Origin of the sequence: Francisella philomiragia subsp. philomiragia ATCC 25015 (assembly GCF_000156715.1) — a bacterium.
GTDB lineage: Bacteria > Pseudomonadota > Gammaproteobacteria > Francisellales > Francisellaceae > Francisella > Francisella philomiragia.
The window spans coordinates 18365-40933 of the sequence record NZ_DS999309.1 but is presented as its reverse complement, the minus strand read 5'-3'; the positions used below and the strand labels follow the sequence as shown (position 1 = coordinate 40933).

The window sequence follows — 22569 nt, the reverse complement described above, 5'->3', positions numbered from 1 at the left end:
GGTAGTATGCAGAAAAGTGTGTCTATAGCTTTTCGATTTTATCCTCTAATATATCCTTAACCCCAGAAAAAGCAGTTACAGGATATTTCCTATAATTGGTGTTTTCTTTTTCAATCAATAGAGCACAAATAAGATTCAGGGCACTATCAGAATTAGGAAATGAGTTTCTAATTTTTGTAGTTCTTCTAATTGTCTTATTAAGTCGTTCTATCCAGTTTGTAGTGATCATAGTATGTATTTGCCAAGGAAAATTCAAGTATGCAAAATAAAAATCAAAGTCATACTCATCAAACTTTTTGTTTATCCACGAATATTTATTTTTCCATTTGTCTATAAATAGAGCCAACCGTTGTTTTGCCTTTTCTTTTGTATAGTCTTGTGTACCAACCTCAAAAACCTTTTTAAAGTCATCTGATAGGGCTCTTTTGTCAGAAGCTCTAATCTTAATCAACAAATTCCTTATTTTATGAATTATACATCTTTGAAATTTAGTCCCTGGAAGTTCTTCACCTATAACTTGAGATAAATCAGCTACTAGCATTAGGCACTTATTTAAACCTCTTTGTTTTAAATTGTGAAATACTTCGCGCCAACCACTAGCTGATTCCTGTGGAATATTATATACACCAAGTACTTCACGAGTTAGATCAGGTCTCATACCAAACACTATATAGAAAGCTTCTTTTTCAACAGTTTCTCTTCTTATTGGCATAAATAAAGCGTCTATATAAATAAAGTAGTACTCCGAAACTAGACTTTTATTTTGCCATGCTATACGCTCTTGCTCAAACTCTTTAGTAATTGAAGATATTGCTGATGGTGAGAGGTTTTTGTCGTAAACTTCGGCAAAGATACTATTGATATCACGAGTAGTTAAGCCTTTGGTATATAACTTGAATGCTAACTCCTGCATTTGCTCATCTCTAGCCTTTACACATTCTAAAAGTACAGGTTTAAATAAAGATAACCTATCTCTTGGTATATCTAATTCAAAATACTTATTTATACCTTGTGCTAAGCGTGTGTAATAGCCATTTGCTTTGTTTGACTGAGAAGAGTCACTAGATAGAAACTCTTTACGCTCACAGCGTAATATTGACTCAAATACTATCTTGATTATAGTATCAATAGCATTTTCTTTATCATAGTATAGTGTATCTTCTATACTTTTTTGCATTTGTAATTTAATATCTTTCATAGCTAGTCCTTTATATAAAGTTGAATAACTAATGAGATAGTGTATAAAAAAGTGTGTCTATAGCTAGTCGACTTTATAATTAAGTTGAGAAAAAAAAGGACTAGCTATGAAAGATATTAAATTACAATTACAGAAAAATATACAAGATGTGTTTATATTGTGATAAAGATAAAGCAGTAGAAAATATTTCCAAATATTTGAGCTAGAATTAGAACTAAGCAATACTAATTTGCTGTATTTTACTTATAAGACGAATACTGTAGCTTAATAAAGTACTAGGCTTTAAACCTAATTTATAGCGAGATTGTACTAGGTGTTATGATATTCAGAAGAATTATTTTCTAGCTGTCATAATTCTAAAAGATTTAAAGTATTTAGTGTTGAAAAAATGTTTAATGATTCTCGCTGATGCTTATTTGATTTCTAAGCTACAACTACCAAATATTTTCTTTCAAAGATGTTTGGAGGACTAATACAGTTAGCAACTCTTTTACAAATATAGATAGCGCATAAATCTTATTTGTGTTTGTATGATAGAATTTGAATGAATAACTTATAAATATCTTGTGATGGCTTTTCTAAAGTTAAGGATATTTTGGATGTAAAGCTTGACAGATTATGGGCATACTTTATTCGATGGTATTAATATTTACGTTATATCATTATTAAGAACATTTAAGGTATTCTGATAATAAGTTAGCGAAGATATATTAGATATAGTGTGAATATAAATAATATATAGGTAATTGGAAATGCAAATCTAGAGAATATATCTAATTTTTTTGCAAATATATGTTTATTTGATTTTATTAACCAATAAACGATTAAACTTTCTAATACGGTTGAGAATAAAATGGTGAATGATAATAATAAAAATCCATCAGTAAAAGTTAAATAGTCAATATCAGGCATTTCGCCCTCAATTAAGAACTGATATGCAATAACAGAAAGAATTCCTATAAATGCTATATTTAACCTATCTGATAGTGCTTTTGTATCCATCCAGAATACTGCCCACATCGCTAATACCAATAGTGTCAATGGAATTAATACTTTTAGAAGAATATTGGTGGGTTTTCTTTCTAATGAAATACTAAACTCAAGCATTGATATTTTTTCTGATTTTCCATAGTAATATTTTGTTGGTTCTGTATCTGTCAAATTAAAGTTAGCAAGGTGCCATTCTGCTATATTTATATTTGGGTGATCTTTGACATAGTCTTCAACAGTAATTCTATGGTTTGGTTCCACTACTAGTTTTACTTCGCTTGAATTATATCCAAATGGTATTATATATGCTTTTAAGGTTTGTTTATCAAATGGAAATTTCTCAAGTTGCATAGGGGTTTCAAGATGCAATGTGCGTTGCTCAGTATATATGATATCTCCATTAGGATAAATTTTTATTTGTCTGGCTTTTATTTGAGGAGATCCAACTTCATTAATTATAGATATTTGCGGTCTCCACCCTTCAAAAATCTCATCATATTGAAAATCACCTTGATATAGTTTGTATGAAGTCTTTTCATCATTGTTGTCAAATTTTAATCTGTGATCATTCCATTTAAATCTGAATATAACATCGATTTGTAATTGCTCGTTGACTTCATCTAAGCTTTGGATATCAGTTATAAAAGCAGATGTCTTTACGATGGTAGGTGTCAGAGGAGGTGTGCTACCATATCCAAATATATTTTTATAATAACTTAGCGATATTAGTAACAAAAAAAACACTTTCAAATGTTTACTGCTTAACATATTTTCTAAAATAAAATAGGATATGACTATTATTTTACTAAATACATATAACTAAACCAAATTTTGTTCAAAGTTTTATGTAATTTAGCTTAAGATCTAATTTAGAGGGTATATTTAGGATGCAAGTAATTTAATTAGAATACAATTGCTTGAATTATATTCATGCTTACGTTTATAAATGGTTTCATAATAAAAAATAATAAATTTGAACCATTAATTGGAATTAATATTAGTGCTAATAAAATATAAAAACCATACTTTTGTAAATTATTGTACTTATAGGCTATCTCTCTAGGTAAAAAAGATGTCAGAACCTTGCTACCATCAAGGGGAGGTATTGGTAAAAGATTTAAAATCATTAATATGATATTGATCATTATGCCATAAAAAGCCATTCCTTGAATATAAGGATGTAGAGTTACATATTTTGCTGTTAATGCCCATATTATTGCCATTAGGAAGTTAGCCAAAGGTCCTGCAATTGCAACTATGGCGATATCAATTTTTGGATTTTTGAGATTGTTATAGTTTATAGGTACTGGCTTAGCCCACCCAAATATAAAAGGAAATCCTGAAGCAAAAGATGCTATTAGCATTAATCCAGGTACTATAATTGTACCTATTGGATCTATGTGCGATACTGGATTTAATGTTACTCTTCCTAATTTATATGCAGTATCATCACCTCTATATTTTGCAATAAAACCATGTGCTGCTTCATGCATGGTTATCGCAAATATTAGTGGAATTGAAGCCATTAAAACTGTTATTAGAATATGGTTAAGATCCATTTAAGATGCCTTGAAAATATCAATTTTGCAATTATAGTAATTTGATATCTAAATATAAAGACAAATTTTTAAATAAAAAAATATAAAATGTGGGATATAAACTCTTAATATTTAATATTTAGTATGGTATAAATTTAAGTGTAGTCTGATTAATATTGTGTTTAATTAGATTTTATTAAATTTGTAAGGAGAGTTTGTATGAAAAAACTAATAACTATAATTTTAGTATCTTGTGTATTAGCATCATGTGTATCTACATATGAACCAATGCCAGCAGATAAACAGTCTCAACAATAGGATAGGGAGATTATTATGAGAAAAAATATTCTTAGAATAACAGTTATTGCAGTGCTTTCAATGATCTTGATGTCTTGCGTTGTTAAGCATGAGTGCCCAACTAAGTTAGATGCTAATGGTAATAAGTATATGGATAGAAATGCGTGTGCGCAAAATACCTATTTACTTGGATTTATCCCATTGGGTTAGATTTTTTAATATTTAGAAATACTAATATATAAGTATTTCGAGAGTATTTTATTAAGAAATCTTTAAAAACGAGTGTCTTATAAATTATATGATTTTATCAATAGAATTAAACTTCTGAATTTGCTGTATAAAAGGTTTTTTGCCAGTACTAAACTATGTATTATGTCTATTTGTGGGGGTCGATTTGTGTTTCATTTTATTTATAGGAGACTCGTTATATGGCAAATCAATATACAGGAAATTTTGAGCAAATTGTAAAAAATAGATTTAACTGTTCAGCGAAGGAAGTTTTGTTGAAATGTCAAAGAGATGGTTTGAGTTATCAAGAAGCTGAAAAAGTATTAGGTTTTAAACACGTGACAATTAGAAAATGGGCAAAAAGATTTGATATTAAGTTGCCAGCTAGATTTCGGTTTGATGATGGTCGTTTTGGACAAAGTAAAGAAATAGCGTATGTGAATGAGTGCAAGTCAAATGGAATTAACAAGACTAATATCTTTAGTCGTTGTTGGATAAATATGAATCTTTATTCAGCAATTAAAGCTAAGTCTTGATTAACAGATATATCTGCGTTACTTTGGTTATACTTGAAGTTTATATTGTTGTTAGGCATTAAAACAATAACAGTTGAACCAAAGTTAAACCAGCCGAGTGTATCGCCTTTTTTGAATTCTATATTAAAGTTATCGTTATTGTAGTTCCAAATTTGTATATCTTTGTAGTAGTTTGGAGCTACTTTGCCGTGCCAAACTGTTTCGATACCTGCAACTAGTAACGCACCTACGAAAATTACTGCAACTTCACCTATTTCGGTATTAAAATAACAAACTAATCTCTCATTTTTTGCAAATAGATCATCAACATTTTTGGCAGTGACCTTATTTACAGAAAAAAGTTTGCCAGGTATATAAACCATTTTTGTTAGCTTACCATCGATAGGCATATGGACTCTATGATAATCTTTTGGAGATAGGTAGATTGTTGCAAATTTTGTAAAGTCAGTTGTTGAACTATCAGCTATCAGCGCTTTTAGTGTAAAAGTTTTTCCCTTAGCTTGGATTAAGCTTCCATTAGTAATGTCTCCAAACTCGCTTAGAACACCATCTGCAGGCGATGATACGATTTTTTTATCTGATGATATAGGTCTTAATCCATCTTTTAACTCTCTTATAAAAAAGTTATTAAAAGAGGTGTATTTGTTAATATCAGTTTCTTTAGCCTCGCTAATGTCGATTTTAAATTTTTTTATGGCTAAATTTATTAGGTAGTTTCTTAGATGTTTATTTTTTGATTCTGCTAATTTACTAACTAGTCTTGATGTTAAGGAATGAGGGATTATATATTGTAGAAATATAAAAATTTTATCTTTCATTGATCTTTTACTCTTGAAGCTTTTATTATTATTAGTATAGCACTGTGTTATAATGTTTAGTTAATTTAATTAGCTAGTTATTAATATTTGCAGATGAAGAAAAATTTCCAAATACTCATTTTAGCGAGTCTTGGTTTGTTATTGCAAAACTGTGCGACTAACGATGTGGATAATGATTTCTCAGCTGAGAGTCTTTCTAATGAAAGCTTTAGTTGGGATATATTTAGAAATAGGAAATATGAATATGCAAAAGTTCAAGTTAAAGAAGAACCATCATTAATAATTCCTACTGGCTTAAACGGTGAAAAAATCAAGCCAGCGCTCAAACTTCCTGATGGAGATGATAAGTATGCTAGATCACAAGTTCCAAAGGCTTATCAACAAATGTTGCCTCCGAATTACACTGTCAAATTTGATATGGCTAAAATCATTAGTGATCAGATATCAAAAGTTTCTATAAGTGTTGTTTATGATGATTCAGGCTCATTGAAACTTGTGTTTAGAGAGCCTTTATCTATAACTATCAATCTACTTGATGATTATTTCAAAGGTCTTCCTAGTATTTACACGATAACATCTGAGAAGGATGAGGTATTATCAGGACACTTAATTACGATCAAAGATAGTCAGAAAAATTTAATTTTTGTTATTAAAGCGCGTAAAATTGATGAGCTATCTAGCTTGGTTAAGATAAATGCAGTCTTTACTGGAGATGGAGAAACTCAAGCACCTGATCATATTTCTGAAGGTGTTAGATTATTAAGTGAGATCCGTAAAGAGTTGAATAATACGGAACTAAAAAGTGATGATAACTTGAAAATTGCTAAACAAGCTGAGGCAGAAATGGCTGTGTCAGATGCTAATTCTAGTAAGGGCCAGTCAAGCTTAGGTGGACTTTTAGGTTCTGCTAAGAAGAGCAAGTTTGGTTTTGGTTCTTATGATAGAACTATTGATAAATCTATACAACAAGATGAAACGGATCAAATTCAAAATCAGATGAAAGATTATACTAAGATTACTGCGCCATCTGGTGATAGTGTCTTTGATAGCCAAACTCAAGCCCAAGAACTAAATATATAGGTGAAAGGGATGTATGATATTTCAGTTTTTATTGGAAGATTTCAGCCTTTTCATAAAGGGCATTTACATAATATACAAGTAGCATTGAAACATAGTAAGAGGATTATCATAAACGTAGGTAGTTCATTTAATGCTCCAAATATAAAGAATCCATTTTCATTTGAGTTTAGAAAGCAGATGATTATAGAGGACTTAAAATTGGCTGGTATTGATTTATGTTTGATTGAAATAGAGCCATTAGCAGATTATTTCTACCAAGAGCAAAAGTGGGAAGAGTCTTTGCGCCAAAATGTCTATAAGCATGCTAAGTCAGATGAAACTATAGCTATAGTCGGACATATTAAAGATGATTCTAGCTACTATATTAAGAGTTTTCCAGAGTGGGGATATATACCAGTAGATAATTATAAAAATTATAATGCTACAGAGTTTAGAAAATATTTTTATAAAGGTAAAATTCTTGATGAGTATATGTGTAGTCCAGCACCAAATCAGGGAACATTTAAGTTATTAAATACCTTTATGCAAAGTGTAACATATCAAGATTTGGTTGCTGAAAATAGCTATGTTATAGATTATAAATATTCATGGAGAAATGCGCCATATAAACCAAATCTAGTTACTGTAGATGCTCTAGTTATAGTAAATAATTATATTCTTCTTGTTCAAAGAAAAGGCTTTCCTGGTAAGGGATTATGGGCATTGCCAGGTGGGTTTTTGGAGTGCGATGAAACTATATCTCAAGCAATAATAAGAGAATTGTTTGAAGAAACAAACATAGATCTTAGTATTGAACAATTATCTTTGGCAAAAAGATGTGAAAAAGTCTTTGACTATCCAGATCGTTCTGTTCGAGGAAGAACAATAAGTCATGTTGGAGTTTTTATATTTGAAGAATGGCCTGATTTACCTAGCATTTACGCAGCAGATGATGCTAGAGATGTTAAATGGTTAGATTTTGATTTAATTAACAGAAAAATATATGATAAGATGTTAGAGGATCATTATCAGATTATTAATTTTCTTTTAGAAGAGTATTGTTAAAAACTTAAGGAGTTTTTTGGTATGAGTTTGGCCGTTGTTATTTTAGCTGCTGGGAAGGGTTCTAGAATGAATTCAAATAAACCCAAGGTTCTGCAAACACTTGCTGGTAAAACGTTGATCAGGCATGTGTTAAGTCGTGTTGAGCCTCTTAATCCAGACAATATTATTGTTGTTACTGGACATCTTAAGGAAATGGTTGAGGCTGATTTGGCAGATAAAAAAGTCACATTTGTTGAGCAAAAGGAGCAGTTAGGGACAGGTCATGCTGTTTTGCAGGCTTTGCCATATATTAAAGAAGGTAAGGTTCTAATTTTATATGGAGATGTGCCTCTAATTTCTACTGATGTGCTTGCTAATTTGATTAAGTCTGCGAGTGATGATTTAGCTGTATTGACTGCTATTGTCGATAACCCTACTGGTTTGGGACGTATTGTAAGAGATAAATTTGGAGCAGTAAGCCACATAGTTGAGGAAAAGGATGCTACAGATGGTCAGCGCCAAATTAAAGAAATAAATACAGGAATGTATTGTGTTGCTAAAAGTCATCTTGATGATTGGCTTCCTAATCTAGGCAATACTAATGCACAAGGCGAATATTATCTTACTGATATAGTGGCAATGGCTAGAGGAGATAATATCTCTATAACAGTAACTCATCCTGTTGAAGAGTTTGAAATACAGGGTGTAAATGATAGAATCCAGCTTGCACAGCTTGAAAGAGAATGGCAAAAACATATTGCTGAAGTGATTATGTCAAAAGGAGTAAGTGTTGCTGATCCTAGTAGGATAGATGTGCGAGGTAAACTCGAGGTTGGCAAAGATTGCTGGTTAGATATTAATGTGATAATTAAAGGACATGTTAAACTAGGTAATAATGTCGTGATTGGAGCAAACTGTATTCTAAAAAACTGTACTATAGAAGATAATGTTAAAATAAAGGCTAATAGTATGGTTGACGGATCTATTATCCGTGAAGGAGCTATTGTTGGGCCTTTCGCTAGAGTTAGACCAGAATGTGATGTCAAGGAAGGTGCTGTTATTGGAAACTTTGTTGAAGCAAAAAAAACTATTTTAGGAAGGGGATCAAAAGCTTCTCATTTGACATATTTGGGTGATAGTGAAATCGGAGCTAATTGTAATATTGGAGCAGGTGTAATAACTTGTAATTATGATGGAGTTAATAAGCATAAAACAACAATAGGAGATTATGCTTTTATTGGATCTGATTCACAACTAATAGCTCCTGTTAATATAGGTTCTGGTGCAACTATTGGTGCGGGGTCAACTATAGTCAGTGATGTTCCAGCAGATAATCTTGCTATTTCAAGAGCAAGACAACGTCATATTGATACATGGCAGAGACCTGTTAAGAAGTAAGTTAAATATAAAGATAAGGGTATATATTATGTGTGGAATAGTAGGTGCCAACTCTACAAGGAATATTACAAATATTTTAATTGAAGGTTTGAAAAAACTTGAGTATCGTGGCTATGATTCTGCTGGTTTGGCAGTCATAGATGATCATAATCAGATAGATATATGTAAAGAAGTAGGTAAGGTTGTTGAATTAGAAAAAGCGGTTCATGGCTTATCAAATTTTAAGGGTGATATTGGTATTGCTCATACTAGATGGGCTACTCATGGTAAACCTTCCAAAGAAAACTCGCATCCACATGCTTCGGAGAAATTTTGCATAGTTCATAATGGCGTAATTGAGAATTTTGCTGAATTAAAAAAGTCATTAATTGATGAGGGTTATCACTTTAAATCAGACACGGATACTGAAGTTGTCGCGCATCTGTTAGATAGAGAATGGAATGATTCTAAATCTATTATTGATAATATCAAGATTATAACTAAGCTTTTAAAAGGAGCATATGCCTTAGCAATAATTTCACAAAAATTTACTGATAAGATCGTTGCTGTTCGCTCAGGCTCTCCTCTAGTTATAGGAGTGGGTATTGATGAGAATTTTATTTCATCTGATACGTTATCGTTATTACCAGTTACTAATAGATTCTCTTATCTTGATGAGGGTGATATAGCTATTATATCTAAACGGGATGTTAAAGTTTTTGATAGTAAAGGGGTACCTAAAAATTTAGAAGTTGAAGAATATAACTACTCATCTTCAAGTGCGACTAAAGATGGTTATAAGCATTATATGCTTAAAGAAATATATGAGCAACCAGAAGCTATATCAAATACTATTATGGCATCATTAAATGATGGTGAAATTAGTTTAGATAATTTTGATAAAAAGGCTCAAGAGCTATTTGAGAAAACTAAACATATAAGTATAGTTGCATGTGGCACTAGTTATAATGCTGGAATAACGGCAAAATACTGGATAGAAAAGTATGCAAAAATCCCATGTAGTGTTGAGATAGCTAGTGAGATTAGATACAGAGATAATATAGTCGTCGATGGTTCATTATTTGTCAGTATCTCACAATCTGGAGAAACTGCGGATACTTTAGAGTCTCTAAGAAAGAGTAAAAAGCAAAACTACATTGGTAGTATGTGTATTTGTAATGTACCAAATAGCTCTTTAGTCCGAGAGTCTGACATTGCTTTTATGACAAAAGCAGGTGTTGAGATTGGTGTAGCATCAACAAAGGCATTTACAACACAGTTAGTAGCCTTAGCAATATTTACACTTGTAATGTCTAAATTGAAGAGAAGTTTGTCAGACGATGAAATAGTAAAATATACTAAAGAGCTTAATAACATCCGCGCATTGGTTATGGGTGCACTGAAATTAGATCCTGAGATAGACGAGATAAGTGAATACTTCTCTGATAAGGAACATACAATATTTTTAGGAAGAGGATTGTATTACCCGATAGCAATAGAGGGTGCTTTGAAACTTAAAGAAATATCTTATATTCATGCTGAAGCTTATCCTTCAGGTGAGTTAAAACATGGACCACTAGCATTAGTAGATAAACATATGCCAATAGTTGCTATGGTACCTAATGATGATTTATTAGACAAAACTCTTTCTAATCTTCAAGAAGTTCACGCTAGAGGTGGAAAGCTAATTCTTTTTGTAGATAAGGTAATAAAAGATAAAGTTAGCTTTGATAATAGTATCGTCTTGGAATTAGATGGTGGACATGATTTTAGTGCGCCAATAGTATTTACAATACCACTTCAGCTTTTATCTTACCATGTAGCTATAATTAAAGGTACAGATGTAGATCAGCCTCGAAACCTAGCTAAGTCTGTTACTGTAGAATAGTGATGCTGTAAATTCTGATAGCATTCCCTAAATTATTTCATATAAAAGGTATTCATTATGGATTTTAATAAATCTTTGTCATCTGAAAATATTCGACTTGAAATAATGACTAGAGGAGATTTTGATAGGTTATATAATATAGCCAAAGATCCTGAAATATGGGCCCAGCATAATGATAAATCACGTAGTCAAGTGGATGGGTTTAAAAAGTATTTTAATGATGGTTTAAAAAATCCTCAAAATTGCTATTTAATTTTTTATAACGACGAATTGGTAGGTTCTACTAGATATTATGAGTATGACTATATTAAAAAATCAATAAAAGTAGGTTATACGTTTTATGCTAAGCAATATTGGGGTACAGAGCTTAATAAAAAAGTTAAAAAACTAATGCTAGATTATGCATTTAACTTTATCGAAAATGTATTTTTTGATGTTTGGTATAAAAATATTCGTTCTCAAAAAGCAGTAACAAAGTTAGGAGCTAAACTTTATGAGAATGATACTTCTCGCGAAAGATTAGTTTTTATTTTAAATAAAAAAGATTGGGAAATTAATAGATAATTAGATGTAAGCTCTTCTTTGAGCAATTCTAGCTCTTTTAACAGCTTGACGTTTTGCTATTTTTCTTTTCTCAGTTGGCTTTACGTAGTGCTGTCTATCTCTAAGCTCTTGCTTGATACCAGCTTTTTCGCAAGCACGTTTGAAGTTTCTTAGGCTTATATCAAATGGTTTGCGCTCATCTACTCTAATACTTGGCATTATAGTACCTCAATATTTATAGCTTCAGGGCCTTTTCTACCTTCTTGAGTTTCAAAAGTAACTTGTTGACCTTCAGCAAGTGTTTCACCATTAAGTTTTGAAATATGTACAAATACATCTTTACCACCATTCTCAGGAGTGATGAAACCGAATCCTTTTTGGTCGTTGAAAAACTTTACTGTACCTTGTGATTTATTATCCATTTTTATTCTCTTTAGTTATTTGTTAGTTAGTTCTAGCATATTCAATGCTATTTTATACCGTATGGACTTATGAAATAACAATTTAAGGGATTAAACAAAAACTGAAATTAAATAATATGAAATATTTACTGTTAATAAAAATTTCTTTATTCCTTACGTGATAGATTGTAGTATAAAACAGCGCTAAAAGATACAATTTAGAAGAAAATATTTAAAACTACTAAGTATATTTGAAACACTATTAGTCAAGCTTAGTCCTTTTCGATTGAAGAAGATCTTTAGCGTTAGACCATTGCTTCACTCGAGGTTCTAAGTTTTTGATTTTTTTATCAAATTCTATCTCTAAATCTACATTGTAGAGATTTGCCAGCTCTAATAAACTTACTAGTACATCGGTAAGTTCTAATTTTATCTTATCATTATTCTGAGTTTCTTCGTAAATCTCTTTTTGCATTATTTCATTAGCTAATTCACCAACCTCTTCAGTAAGAGCTATGAAACTAGCAAGGCGAGGGTGAGTGATATCTTTGAAGAGTTCAGCAACTGTATCTTGTGCTTTTCTGATTCTCATATTTCTGTAATGTATTTATTTATGCTAATAATTCTAACATCGTTTTTGGTATCTATATATTCATTAACTGATAGTTTATAATGATGTATCTAGATTTTTTGAAAAAAGTAGTTGTAATATATGAGTAAAATAATAATTAAAACTCCAGATGAAATAGAGAAGATGCGGATTGCTGGTAAATTAGCAGCAGAAGTTTTGGAAATGATAACTCCTTATGTAAAAGAAGGGATAACAACAGCTGAGTTAGATCAGATCTGTCATGACTATATAGTCAAAGAACAGGATGCTTATCCTGCACCATTGAATTATCATGGTTTTCCTAAATCTATCTGTACATCTATAAATCATGTAGTTTGCCATGGAATTCCTGCTGATAAGAAATTAAAAAATGGTGATATTTTAAACATAGATATTACTGTAAAAAAAGATGGCTATCATGGTGACACTAGTAAAATGTTTATGATTGGCGAACCTTCGGTTATGGCTAAAAAATTAGTTGAAGTTACTCATGAATGTTTGTGGAAAGGTATTGAAGTTGTTAAACCAGGTAATCATTTTGGCGATATAGGTGCCGTAATAGAAAAACATGCTAAAAAATTTGGCTATTCTATAGTTGATGCTTTTTGTGGTCATGGAATAGGTGTAAACTTTCATGAGCCACCACATGTAATGCATCATGGTAAAGCTGGCACGGGTGCTAAGTTTGAAGAGGGTATGATTTTTACAATTGAGCCAATGATAAATATTGGTAAAAGAGCCGTATCTGTCTTAAAAGATGGTTGGACAGCTGTAACAAAAGATAGATCTCTATCAGCTCAGTGGGAGCATACAATCTTAGTTACGAAGGATGGTTACGAAGTTCTAACATTAAGAGAAGAAGAAAGAAACTAAAATGACAAAACAAGTAACTCAAAAGCTCGTGAATCAGAAATGTGAGCTTTTACGCTCACAGAATGAAGAGATCACAGTCCATAAAGTTAGAAAGCTTATTGGAGAGGGTGTTTCTATCATTGATTTAGTTGAGAAGGTTACTTTATACAAAAATGATAGAAAGCAAGCCATTATAACTGGAGAATTAGAGCAAGAACTAACAATAAATACAGTTATTAAAGATGAGTTGCTAGAAGCTATTAAATCTATCCTCAAAGAATCAGGTATTAAAGAAGATAAAATCGCTTATAGTTTACGTAATAATATAAAGCAGTACATTGATAAAGAAATATCAAAAAGCATAAATAAGATAAAACAAAAGCAAGTCGAGATCTCAAATAAAAACGATAGCTTAGAAATAGCAAATCTTACTTTAGACAGGCGTTACAAAGAGTTATTAGAAAAATATAATGAACTAAAAGAAGAGTCATATAGCCTGAAACAAAGCTACAACTCTAAGTCAATAAAGTATATGGAGAAAGAAGCCACTGAGAAAATGATGTTGGCTTGGGAAGACTTCAAAGGAGTTAAAGAGCAGCTTTCAAGTCTTGGTGGATATGCAAAAGTAGCTGTATATGATAAGCGGGGTGTCGTTGTTATTAAATTCCCCGCTACAGATTTTCTTACGCAAGAGTGTCGAGCTGGTGTTAGTAGATATTTAAAAGCAAAAACAGTATTTGATTATAGTATTCAGGCTTGGGTTCTTTCTGGATTTAAAGACATACTTAAAACATTGGATTTTTTACAAAGGAATAAGTTTGTGTTCTCAAAAGAGCTAGAAACAATAACTTATCTGAGAAGGCAGAAGAGTTAAGAAACTATTTCTTTGTATACCAATATCTACTTGTCTAGTATAGATCGCCTTGTTGATATATAATTTATCGATAAATATTTATATTTTTCTATAAAAAATGGATTTATTCTCAAGCTTAGAAAGTACTCAGTCTGTAGGAGAGTTTTCTGAACAAGCATATTTAAATTATTCGATGTATGTAATATTAGATCGAGCACTACCGCATATTTCTGATGGGCTTAAGCCTGTACAAAGACGTATTATTTACGCGATGAGTGAAATTGGACTAAGTCATTTATCTAAATATAAGAAATCTGCTCGTACTGTTGGTGATGTACTAGGTAAGTATCATCCACATGGAGATAGTGCTTGTTATGAAGCAATGGTGTTGATGGCGCAGAATTTCTCATATCGATATCCATTTATTGATGGGCAGGGTAACTGGGGCTCAATTGATGATCCAAAATCATTTGCGGCAATGCGATATACAGAGTCACGTTTATCTAAGTATGCAGTATTGTTGTTAGATGAGCTAAAAAAAGGTACTGTTGATTGGGTCAAAAACTTTGATGGTACAATGGATGAGCCAAAACTCTTACCAGCGCAAGTACCAAATATTCTCCTAAATGGGGCAATGGGAATTGCGGTGGGGATGTCAACATATATACCTCCTCATAATATTACAGAAGTGATAAATGCTTGCTTGCATTTGTTGTCTAATCCCAAAGCTAGTATTGAAGAAGTATTAGAAATAATCGAGGCACCAGATTATCCAGGTGGGGCTAATATTATTAGTAGTAAAGAAGAGATTGCCGAAGTATACAAGTCTGGTAATGGCTCTATACGTCAGCAAGCTGTATATGAGTATGATAATCATGGTAACGTGATAATTACTCGATTACCTCATCAAGTTTCAAGTGCTTCGGTAATGGAGCAAATTGCTAATCAGCTTAAGCAACAAAAGATCACTTGGATTAAAAATATCCAAGATGAATCAGATGATAAAGAGCCCGTTAAAATAGTCTTATATTCAGCATCGACAAAGAAGAATATCCAAAAAATTATGGGGCACCTATTAGCGACTACAGATCTTGAAAAAAGTTTCCGTGTAAATATGAATATGATTGGTCTAGATAATAGACCTCAGGTTAAGAATCTATTAGATATACTTAATGAATGGTTGGAGTATCGTAGACATACACTACGCAGAAGATTACAAACTAGTTTGGATAAGGTTTTAGATAGGCTACACATCCTAGAAGGTTTGTTAATAGCCTTTTTAAATATTGATGAAGTTATTGAGATTATTAGAAATTTTGATGATCCAAGTTTAGAGCTTCAGAGTAGATTTGCACTTTCTGAAATTCAGGCTGAAGCAATTTTGAATATTAGGCTACGTAAATTAGCGAAGATTGAAGAAATTGAAATTAAAAAAGAGCAGAAAGAGTTACAAAAAGAAAAAGAGTTGCTTGAAGGGTATCTAAATAGTGAAGTTAAGTTTAAAAACTTAATGAAAAAAGAATTAAAACAAATTCTTGCTGATTTTGGTGATAGTAGACGCTCTAAAATAGTTCAAGCTGATAAAGCTCAAGCTCTAGAAGAGAAAGATCTGATGCCTAGTGAAAGAGTTACTGTTATCTTATCAAAAGCTGGTTGGGTAAGATGTGCTAAAGGTGATAATATCGATCCTAAAGGCTTAAGTTATAAGCCTGAAGATAAACCATATTTGGCAACCTCTGGTAATAGTAATATTAAATTGATTTTCTTTACTAAGCTTGGCAAAGCATATTCGATGTATGTCGATAAGTTTCCATCAGCTAGAGGCTATGGTGAGCACATAACCACCTATATTCCTTTAGATAAAGAGGATGAGATTATTAATATAGAGTTTGCTAATGTTGCTGAGCATTTCTTAATTGCTAGTACTAGTGGAAAAGGCTTCGTGATACCAGCTGAAGATTTGATAGCAAATAAAGTTACAGGTAAAAATATCTTTGATGCTGATGATGTCTTTAAGTTCATACCATATGATAAAGATTTGAAGATGCTTGCGGTTAGTTCACAAGGTAGAGCGATTATTCGTGACTTTGAAAGCTTTGCAGTCCTTAAAAAAGGTAAAGGTAAAGCTATAATTAAATTAGATAAAAAAGATAAACTTAAATTTATAGAATTATTCAAACTAGAGCAAGAGCTTACCCTTAGTGCTGGTAAGAGGTTTATTCGTATTGATAATAAAAACTTTGAAACATACTATACAGACAAGCCATCAGGTGGAGGTGTATTATTACCTCAAGGATTTAGAAAGATAACAAAAATAGATATAGAGAGTGTAGAATGAAAAAAATAGCGATATTAGGGGCTATGGAGATAGAAATCCAGCCGATATTACAAAAATTAGAAAAATATGAAACTGTAGAATATGCAAATAATAAATATTATGTTGCTAACTATAATGGTATAGAGCTTGTTGTAGCTTATAGCAAGATTGGTAAAGTTTTCTCAAGTTTGACAGCAACAATAATGATAGAACATTTTGGCGTCGATGCATTGTTATTTACAGGAGTAGCTGGTGGGCTTCAAGATTTGCAAGTAGGTGATATGATTGCTGCAACAGCAACAGTTCAGCATGATGTTGATATTACAGCTTTTGGTTATCCTTATGGTAAGATTCCTATTTCTGAAGTTGAGATTGCTACTTCAGCACGGATACTAGAACAAGCTAAAGTAATCGCAAAAGAGCTTAATTTAAATTTACATACTGGAGTAATTGCTACTGGAGATCAATTTGTCCATTCTGCCGAAAGAAAAGATTTCGTGGTCAAAGAGTTTGATGCAAAAGCTATAGAGATGGAAGGCGCTAGCGTTAATCTTATTTGTAATGAAATGAATATCCCTAGCTTTATACTAAGAAGTATATCAGATACTGCTGATGGAGATGCACCTGATAATTTTGATGAATTTGCAAAAATGGCAGCAAACCGATCAGCTGATTTTGTAATGAAATTAGTTGATAGAATAAAATAATAATATGATTTTAAAGTTTAAGCACAAACTTGGGGCGTTAATATTAATATTGATATCGAGTTACTGCTATGGCTTAACAGATCAGCAAATTAAAAATGTTCAGCAAACTATAGATTTGCTACAACAAAAAAACTATCAAGATTATTTGATAGTTAAAAATGAAAATAATATTACTGATCAAAAAACTAAAACTTACTTAAATTATAAAGAGATATCTTTACATCCTGATAAATTCTCTCAACAACAAATCCAGCAATTTTTCAAAGCTCATAAGGATGAGTATTGGGCATCTGAGCTATGTGATGACTTGGCAATATATTATGCTAAAACGAAAAATTGGAAAATGTTTGAAAAGTATTATGATGGCGATTTACAAACGGTAGGCCAATGCTGGGTTACAGATAATCAGAGTAAGGTAGATAAAAATAAGGCTATCAAAGATTTTGCTAAGTATTGGCAAAAAAATAAATTTAATGCGCCAGAGTGTGTGGGATTAGATAAAGATGTCAAAAAATATACTCCAAAAGAAAAGCAGTGTATATTGGATAAAGCACATAATTTAGCATTGAGTAATGATTTTAATGATTCGTCAAAGCTTTTGGCTAAGTATGTTAAACAAGATCAAGAGTATGCTAATTACATAAATCAGTGGAAGTACGTTACTTATAATCTTAGTGTTAACAATTTAGATGGTTTTATAAAAAAATATCATGAGTATCCAAAGTTTACAGATGTGATTTTAGATATTACCAGTGATAATGTAAAAATCGATGCTTTGAAATATGCTAAGGTTTGGCAAAAGTTAAGATATAGAAAGCTGCTAAGTTATCAAGTGCAACAACAGATAGATGAGAAAATAGGAGTTGCTCTTGCACAAAATCATGATAGTAATGCTAAGCAATGGTTATGGAAAATTGATAAAAAGCATATTTCTAAAGTTGCGGAGGATTGGATTTTAAGAATTGATTTATATAATTCTAACTATAGTGGTTATATTGAGGATTATCTTAATAGTTCAAAAAAGGTACAACAAGAAAAAGTATGGAAATACTGGCTAGCTTATAGTTATCAGAAAATTGGTATGCCTGATAAAGCTCAGCCGATTTATATTGAGCTAGCTAAAATTCCATATAATTATTACTCATATCTATCTGCTGATGCTTTAGGTATAAATTATAGTTATGGTGATAATAATTTTAGTGGGATATCATATTCTGAAATTCAGAAACTTGAATCAGATGAAAATGTTAAACATGCTATAGAGTTACATAAAATGGGTCAGTTTAATGATTCTGTAAAACTTTGGAAATGGATAGTTCGTAAAAAGTTTTCAGATGGCTATAGAAATGAAATACCTCTTTTAGCACAATTAGCTTGGTTATATGAGATGTATTATCAAGCAATATTTAGTATGCATATGATGGGTTTAGATAGTCATGTACATTTATTATATCCAGATGCATTTGATGAGATTGTGCAGGAACAAGCTAATAAATATGATTTGAAACAGGCTTTGATTTACTCAATAATGAGAAAAGAATCTTTGTTTGAAATTGAAGCAAAATCATACGTGGGTGCAAAGGGTTTGATGCAAGTTACAATTCCTACGGTTAATTTCATATCTAATAAATATAGTTTAGGTTATAACATCAGTAACTCGTCAGATGAAATATTTGATCCTTATATAAATATTAAAATTGGTTCTGCCAATTTAGATTTTCTAGATGGTTTATTTAAAAGTAATTTAGTTCTAGCTATTGCAGCGTATAATGCAGGACCTGGTAATGTTAATAAGTGGCTTACAGATAAGCAAATTCCTGTAAAACAATGGATTGAAAATATTCCATTTGGAGAAACTCGTCATTATATAAGAAAGGTTTTGGTTAATATGATTGTATATAATAATGTCATTCTAAAGGATAATAAAAAACTAAAGTTAAGTGACTTGTTAAATACAAATGTTTCGAATGAATTTGATTTTAGGAAGTAACTTTGCCTGGTAATAATATTGGGCTTTTATTGTTAATAATGTTAGTATTTCTATCAAAATAAATTTTGTATATCTAGAAGTGTTAAGTAAAAAAAAGTTTATCATAGGAAGTATAGCATTCTTATCAATAGGTATTGGTTATAGTCTTACAAACCAGCAAATACAGTATTCACAGCAAGCTATAAAAGCTTTGGATAAAAAAGATTATAAATCATATTATTATCTAAAAACAAAGCTTAAAGATACAAGCATATATCCTTATCTTCAATATAAAGAAATAGCTATAGATCCTGCTATATTTGAGATAGGAACAATAGATGATTATTTAAAAGAGAATCAAAACAGTTATTGGAGTAGTCAACTTAGAGATAATTTAGCTAACTACTATGCTAATAAAAAAGATTGGCAACACTTCCAAAAGTATTATAGTGGAGATTTGGGTATATCAGGTAAATGTTGGTCAATGCAGGCTGAATATGAGTCAGGTAATAAGTCTAAAGCTATAAACCAATATGGAGAGCTTTGGCAGAATCGTGTTTATATGCCATCGGCGTGTAATGATATGCAAAAGTATTGGGATGGTTCTGAAGATAAATCAAAAGAGTATCTAACTACAAAGGCATATACTCTAGCTTTTGCTAATAAGTTTGATGATAGTTTATGGTTGCTAAATACATATGTTAAAGATAATAAAGATTATGTGAACTATATATCAGCATGGCAAAATGCTATAAAGAATCCTAGTAATTTAGACAATTTTATAAATAGATTCCATAATTATAGGAACTTCGACAAAATCTTTGTTGATATATCGACTGATTTGGTTAAAAAGAACCCTGAGCAATATGCAAAAATATGGGATAGTTTAAAAAATAAAAGATATCTTAGTAATCAGACCAAGCAACAATGTATTTCAGCTATAGCAGTTAGTTTTGCTAGATCACAATCGCCTCAAGCTAAACATTGGCTCGCGAGGGTAGATAAAAAATATCTTGATACCACAGCATGGGAGTGGTTGCTAAGAGTAGATTTGTATAACGAGAATTTCAAAGATTATATACAAACATATAATCAATTACCTAAGAAATCTCAGCAAGATGAGGCGTGGAGATATTGGTTAGCATATAGTTACGAACAAGTAGGTCAAAAAGTAAAAGCGGATGAGATATATGTAAATTTAACTAAGACTCCTCTAGATTATTACTCATTCCTAGCATCTGATAAGCTTGGTAAACCATATAATTTTGGTAATGATAATGCTGATAAGTTAGATAGTAGCGAAGCTAAAAAACTTGAATCTGAAGAGGCTATTCAACAGGCAATAGATTTATATCAGATTGAGCAATTTAAGGATTCTACAAGTCTTTGGAAGTGGACGATACGCAATAAACTTAAAAATAAAGATATTACACAGATCAAAGATTTAGCTAGATTAGCAGAAGATAATAAAATGTACTATGCTGCAATATTTAATATGGCTGTAATTGGTAAATACAATAATATTGATATGTTGTTCCCAAAAGCATTTTTAGATACAGTTGAGAAGAATGCTAAAGAATTTGGTATAGACCAAGATCTTGTACTATCTATAATGCGTAAGGAGTCATTGTTTGATATTGAAGCAGGATCATGGGCAGGTGCAAAGGGACTAATGCAAGTAACAGAGCCTACAGCTAAATTTATTGCAAAGAAATATAAGTTATCTTTAATTGGTGATAAGTCTGAAAGTATGGCTAGTCAGATATTTGTACCTGAGAATAATATTAAGCTTGGTACAGCTAATTTGTATTTCTTGGAAAAGCTATTTGATAAAAATCCAGTATTGGGAATAGCTGCTTATAATGCCGGTCCAGGAAATGTTGCTAAATGGTTGAATAACAAAGAAGTTCCGGCAACCATTTGGATAGAGAATATTCCATTTGGTGAAACTCGTCATTATGTTAGAAAGGTTTTAATGTATATGATTGTATATAATAATTTTGTATTCAAAGACAAAAAGAATCATATTAGTAATTTCTTAGATTATAAGATATCTGACAAGCAGAGTTTTAGAAAATAAACTCTTATAAATCTAAATGGTATATAATCGTATTAAGTGTTTTGTTCTGCCATAAAGCTAATGCGTGTAATAAGTGGTGTTAAAAGAGAGAATTTATTAGCATACTTTTTGACATACGTTGGGTATATGACTTTAACAATCTCAATGACCTTAACACCATCGTTAGCATCTAATTTGTATCTGTCTGATTATGTAACGCAGATAGCCATGAGCCTATCATTTTTTATGTTTAGTGTTTCTGCGATTTTATTTGCGACTTTATCAGATGTTTTTACAGCAAAGAGAGTGCTACTTTTTTCACAGAGCTTGTCTATATTTGGTTTAGTTTGCATCGGACTATCTGATAGTATCTATACTGTATATATTGGTTTTGTGAGTTTGGGGCTTGGTACGGGATGTTACTCATCTATCGCTAGAGCATTGATATCACGTAATGCTGATAATAATAGCCAAATGAAAAAAGCATATTCGGTTTTATCAGTAATGATAATAGTTGCACCTATAGTTAGTACATATTTAGCTTTATTATTAATTCCGATTTCTTGGCGAGCAGCTTATTTTTGTATGGCAACAATTGAAGTGGTATTATTTATTTTTTCAATAAAGATATTAACTGCTGATGCTCAAAGACAAATCGTAATTCCAGCATCTAAAATATTCTCTGGCTTTGCTCATGCACTATCTCAGCCTAGATACTTGTTAAATGTAATGATTGTAGCGATACTCTTTTCTTTTTATCTAGGTGTCTTGATGAGTTCATTTAAAGGTTTGTTAGTTGATGAATTAAATATGTCGATGGATGTCTTTACTCTAGTATTTTTGGTAACATCTTTACTATATATTCTTGGGATATTTAGTTATCGCATTAAGGCAGATAGTAGTCATAAGAAACGCTATAATCTAGGTATTTTGGCTATTATATTTATCTTTATAGCGCTATATAGTTTTTTAGAAATATCATCATATAGTACTGTGACAACCTTGCATTTAATATGTTATTTTTTAGGCTTTTTTATACCAATGGCTACAGGTGCTGCTATGAGTAATATTACTAAAGGGCATGGTACAGCGGCCGCGATGATAACATTCTCAGTGGCGTTGTGTATGTCAATATGGGGATTTCTAAAAGCACACTTTAATATGTCAAATTATCATTTTATACTATTGGCTTTGTGGATTAGTTTTAGCTTAGCGTTGTTACTGAAAATTATTATAGTTTTTGGAATCGATAGAAAAAAGAGTGAAATTTCAAACTAATTATTAA

The 22569-nt window shown here is 31.3% G+C and carries 21 protein-coding genes; 14 read left to right on the top strand and 7 right to left on the bottom strand.

The window, feature by feature from the left end; translation table 11 throughout:
* Positions 1 to 22 precede the first annotated feature (22 nt).
* The 3 genes from FTPG_RS00160 to FTPG_RS00150 all read right to left on the bottom strand — a co-directional run bounded on the left by FTPG_RS00160 (position 23) and on the right by FTPG_RS00150 (position 3747).
* Entirely contained in the window at positions 23 to 1198 is a 1176-nt protein-coding gene (locus tag FTPG_RS00160; protein ID WP_004286384.1) for an IS256 family transposase, read from the bottom strand.
* A 696-nt stretch (positions 1199 to 1894) separates the two neighbouring features.
* Entirely contained in the window at positions 1895 to 2956 is a 1062-nt protein-coding gene (locus tag FTPG_RS00155) for a ligand-gated ion channel (RefSeq protein WP_004286383.1), read from the bottom strand.
* 134 nt (positions 2957 to 3090) lie between these two features.
* Entirely contained in the window at positions 3091 to 3747 is a 657-nt protein-coding gene (locus FTPG_RS00150; RefSeq protein ID WP_004286382.1) for a site-2 protease family protein, read from the bottom strand.
* Positions 3748 to 4059: 312 nt separating this feature from the next.
* Here FTPG_RS00150 and FTPG_RS09755 point away from each other — a divergent pair, with 312 nt between their 5' ends.
* Both FTPG_RS09755 and fevR read left to right on the top strand, forming a co-directional pair.
* Entirely contained in the window at positions 4060 to 4233 is a 174-nt protein-coding gene (locus FTPG_RS09755) for a hypothetical protein (RefSeq protein ID WP_004286381.1), read from the top strand.
* A gap of 218 nt (positions 4234 to 4451) precedes the next feature.
* Positions 4452 to 4787, top strand: coding sequence for a transcriptional regulator FevR (gene fevR, locus FTPG_RS00145; RefSeq protein WP_004286379.1), 336 nt, complete (start codon positions 4452 to 4454; stop codon positions 4785 to 4787).
* Here fevR and asd read toward each other — a convergent pair.
* A complete protein-coding gene (gene asd, locus FTPG_RS00140) occupies positions 4760 to 5605 on the bottom strand; it encodes an archaetidylserine decarboxylase (protein WP_004286377.1) in 846 nt (281 codons plus the stop codon). The genes fevR and asd overlap by 28 nt on opposite strands.
* Before the next feature lie 93 nt (positions 5606 to 5698).
* Between asd and FTPG_RS00135 the strand changes: the two genes are divergently transcribed.
* Genes FTPG_RS00135 through FTPG_RS00115 form a run of 5 tightly spaced genes read left to right on the top strand, consistent with a single transcriptional unit; the run spans position 5699 to position 11537 of the window.
* Complete coding sequence (locus FTPG_RS00135) at positions 5699 to 6685, top strand: hypothetical protein (RefSeq protein WP_004286375.1); 987 nt, start codon at positions 5699 to 5701, stop codon at positions 6683 to 6685.
* A gap of 9 nt (positions 6686 to 6694) precedes the next feature.
* Positions 6695 to 7729: a bifunctional nicotinamide-nucleotide adenylyltransferase/Nudix hydroxylase gene (locus FTPG_RS00130; RefSeq protein WP_035722017.1), complete on the top strand. Its 1035-nt coding sequence runs from the start codon at positions 6695 to 6697 to the stop codon at positions 7727 to 7729.
* A 21-nt stretch (positions 7730 to 7750) separates the two neighbouring features.
* Positions 7751 to 9106: a bifunctional UDP-N-acetylglucosamine diphosphorylase/glucosamine-1-phosphate N-acetyltransferase GlmU gene (glmU, locus tag FTPG_RS00125; protein WP_004286373.1), complete on the top strand. Its 1356-nt coding sequence runs from the start codon at positions 7751 to 7753 to the stop codon at positions 9104 to 9106.
* A 28-nt stretch (positions 9107 to 9134) separates the two neighbouring features.
* Positions 9135 to 10973: a glutamine--fructose-6-phosphate transaminase (isomerizing) gene (glmS, locus tag FTPG_RS00120; protein ID WP_004286372.1), complete on the top strand. Its 1839-nt coding sequence runs from the start codon at positions 9135 to 9137 to the stop codon at positions 10971 to 10973.
* A 57-nt stretch (positions 10974 to 11030) separates the two neighbouring features.
* Positions 11031 to 11537 (top strand): GNAT family N-acetyltransferase, encoded by a 507-nt coding sequence (locus FTPG_RS00115; protein ID WP_004286371.1) that lies wholly within the window; start codon positions 11031 to 11033, stop codon positions 11535 to 11537.
* On the opposite strand, the gene rpsU is transcribed toward FTPG_RS00115, so the two are convergent.
* The 3 genes from rpsU to FTPG_RS00100 form a co-directional block, all read right to left on the bottom strand.
* Positions 11538 to 11735: a 30S ribosomal protein S21 gene (gene rpsU / locus FTPG_RS00110; RefSeq protein ID WP_004286370.1), complete on the bottom strand. Its 198-nt coding sequence runs from the start codon at positions 11733 to 11735 to the stop codon at positions 11538 to 11540.
* Entirely contained in the window at positions 11735 to 11938 is a 204-nt protein-coding gene (locus FTPG_RS00105) for a cold-shock protein (RefSeq protein WP_004286368.1), read from the bottom strand. The genes rpsU and FTPG_RS00105 overlap by 1 nt, the downstream gene beginning before the upstream one ends.
* A gap of 241 nt (positions 11939 to 12179) precedes the next feature.
* Entirely contained in the window at positions 12180 to 12509 is a 330-nt protein-coding gene (locus tag FTPG_RS00100) for a MazG nucleotide pyrophosphohydrolase domain-containing protein (RefSeq protein WP_004286367.1), read from the bottom strand.
* 120 nt (positions 12510 to 12629) lie between these two features.
* On the opposite strand from FTPG_RS00100, the gene map reads away from it, so the two are divergent.
* From map to FTPG_RS00065, 7 genes are all read left to right on the top strand, one after another.
* A complete protein-coding gene (gene map / locus FTPG_RS00095; protein ID WP_004286366.1) occupies positions 12630 to 13400 on the top strand; it encodes a type I methionyl aminopeptidase in 771 nt (256 codons plus the stop codon).
* Between the two features lies 1 nt (position 13401).
* Positions 13402 to 14253, top strand: coding sequence for a hypothetical protein (locus tag FTPG_RS00090; RefSeq protein ID WP_004286365.1), 852 nt, complete (start codon positions 13402 to 13404; stop codon positions 14251 to 14253).
* A gap of 97 nt (positions 14254 to 14350) precedes the next feature.
* Positions 14351 to 16570: a DNA topoisomerase IV subunit A gene (gene parC, locus FTPG_RS00085; RefSeq protein WP_004286364.1), complete on the top strand. Its 2220-nt coding sequence runs from the start codon at positions 14351 to 14353 to the stop codon at positions 16568 to 16570.
* The gene (locus FTPG_RS00080) at positions 16567 to 17256 is read left to right on the top strand and encodes a 5'-methylthioadenosine/adenosylhomocysteine nucleosidase (protein WP_004286363.1); all 690 of its coding nucleotides are present in this window, start codon (positions 16567 to 16569) and stop codon (positions 17254 to 17256) included. The genes parC and FTPG_RS00080 overlap by 4 nt, the downstream gene beginning before the upstream one ends.
* A gap of 4 nt (positions 17257 to 17260) precedes the next feature.
* Complete coding sequence (locus FTPG_RS00075; protein ID WP_004286362.1) at positions 17261 to 19246, top strand: lytic transglycosylase domain-containing protein; 1986 nt, start codon at positions 17261 to 17263, stop codon at positions 19244 to 19246.
* Positions 19247 to 19325: 79 nt separating this feature from the next.
* Positions 19326 to 21305: a lytic transglycosylase domain-containing protein gene (locus FTPG_RS00070; RefSeq protein WP_004286361.1), complete on the top strand. Its 1980-nt coding sequence runs from the start codon at positions 19326 to 19328 to the stop codon at positions 21303 to 21305.
* Positions 21306 to 21365: 60 nt separating this feature from the next.
* Entirely contained in the window at positions 21366 to 22562 is a 1197-nt protein-coding gene (locus FTPG_RS00065) for an MFS transporter (protein ID WP_144402386.1), read from the top strand.
* The last annotated feature ends 7 nt before the right edge of the window (positions 22563 to 22569 follow it).

What these genes read in the sequence shown, in the direction of transcription:
- FTPG_RS00090 (WP_004286365.1), top strand. Translation starts at nt 13,402, where the DNA reads ATGACAAAACAAGTAACTCAAAAGCTCGTGAATCAGAAATGTGAGCTT.
- FTPG_RS00080 (WP_004286363.1), top strand. Translation starts at nt 16,567, where the DNA reads ATGAAAAAAATAGCGATATTAGGGGCTATGGAGATAGAAATCCAGCCG.
- FTPG_RS00135 (WP_004286375.1), top strand. Translation starts at nt 5,699, where the DNA reads ATGAAGAAAAATTTCCAAATACTCATTTTAGCGAGTCTTGGTTTGTTA.
- FTPG_RS00130 (WP_035722017.1), top strand. Translation starts at nt 6,695, where the DNA reads ATGTATGATATTTCAGTTTTTATTGGAAGATTTCAGCCTTTTCATAAA.
- FTPG_RS00100 (WP_004286367.1), bottom strand. Translation starts at nt 12,509, where the DNA reads ATGAGAATCAGAAAAGCACAAGATACAGTTGCTGAACTCTTCAAAGAT.
- FTPG_RS00150 (WP_004286382.1), bottom strand. Translation starts at nt 3,747, where the DNA reads ATGGATCTTAACCATATTCTAATAACAGTTTTAATGGCTTCAATTCCA.
- glmS (WP_004286372.1), top strand. Translation starts at nt 9,135, where the DNA reads ATGTGTGGAATAGTAGGTGCCAACTCTACAAGGAATATTACAAATATT.
- FTPG_RS00105 (WP_004286368.1), bottom strand. Translation starts at nt 11,938, where the DNA reads ATGGATAATAAATCACAAGGTACAGTAAAGTTTTTCAACGACCAAAAA.
- asd (WP_004286377.1), bottom strand. Translation starts at nt 5,605, where the DNA reads ATGAAAGATAAAATTTTTATATTTCTACAATATATAATCCCTCATTCC.
- FTPG_RS09755 (WP_004286381.1), top strand. Translation starts at nt 4,060, where the DNA reads ATGAGAAAAAATATTCTTAGAATAACAGTTATTGCAGTGCTTTCAATG.
- rpsU (WP_004286370.1), bottom strand. Translation starts at nt 11,735, where the DNA reads ATGCCAAGTATTAGAGTAGATGAGCGCAAACCATTTGATATAAGCCTA.
- FTPG_RS00160 (WP_004286384.1), bottom strand. Translation starts at nt 1,198, where the DNA reads ATGAAAGATATTAAATTACAAATGCAAAAAAGTATAGAAGATACACTA.
- fevR (WP_004286379.1), top strand. Translation starts at nt 4,452, where the DNA reads ATGGCAAATCAATATACAGGAAATTTTGAGCAAATTGTAAAAAATAGA.
- FTPG_RS00065 (WP_144402386.1), top strand. Translation starts at nt 21,366, where the DNA reads ATGCGTGTAATAAGTGGTGTTAAAAGAGAGAATTTATTAGCATACTTT.
- map (WP_004286366.1), top strand. Translation starts at nt 12,630, where the DNA reads ATGAGTAAAATAATAATTAAAACTCCAGATGAAATAGAGAAGATGCGG.
- FTPG_RS00075 (WP_004286362.1), top strand. Translation starts at nt 17,261, where the DNA reads ATGATTTTAAAGTTTAAGCACAAACTTGGGGCGTTAATATTAATATTG.
- parC (WP_004286364.1), top strand. Translation starts at nt 14,351, where the DNA reads ATGGATTTATTCTCAAGCTTAGAAAGTACTCAGTCTGTAGGAGAGTTT.
- glmU (WP_004286373.1), top strand. Translation starts at nt 7,751, where the DNA reads ATGAGTTTGGCCGTTGTTATTTTAGCTGCTGGGAAGGGTTCTAGAATG.
- FTPG_RS00155 (WP_004286383.1), bottom strand. Translation starts at nt 2,956, where the DNA reads ATGTTAAGCAGTAAACATTTGAAAGTGTTTTTTTTGTTACTAATATCG.
- FTPG_RS00115 (WP_004286371.1), top strand. Translation starts at nt 11,031, where the DNA reads ATGGATTTTAATAAATCTTTGTCATCTGAAAATATTCGACTTGAAATA.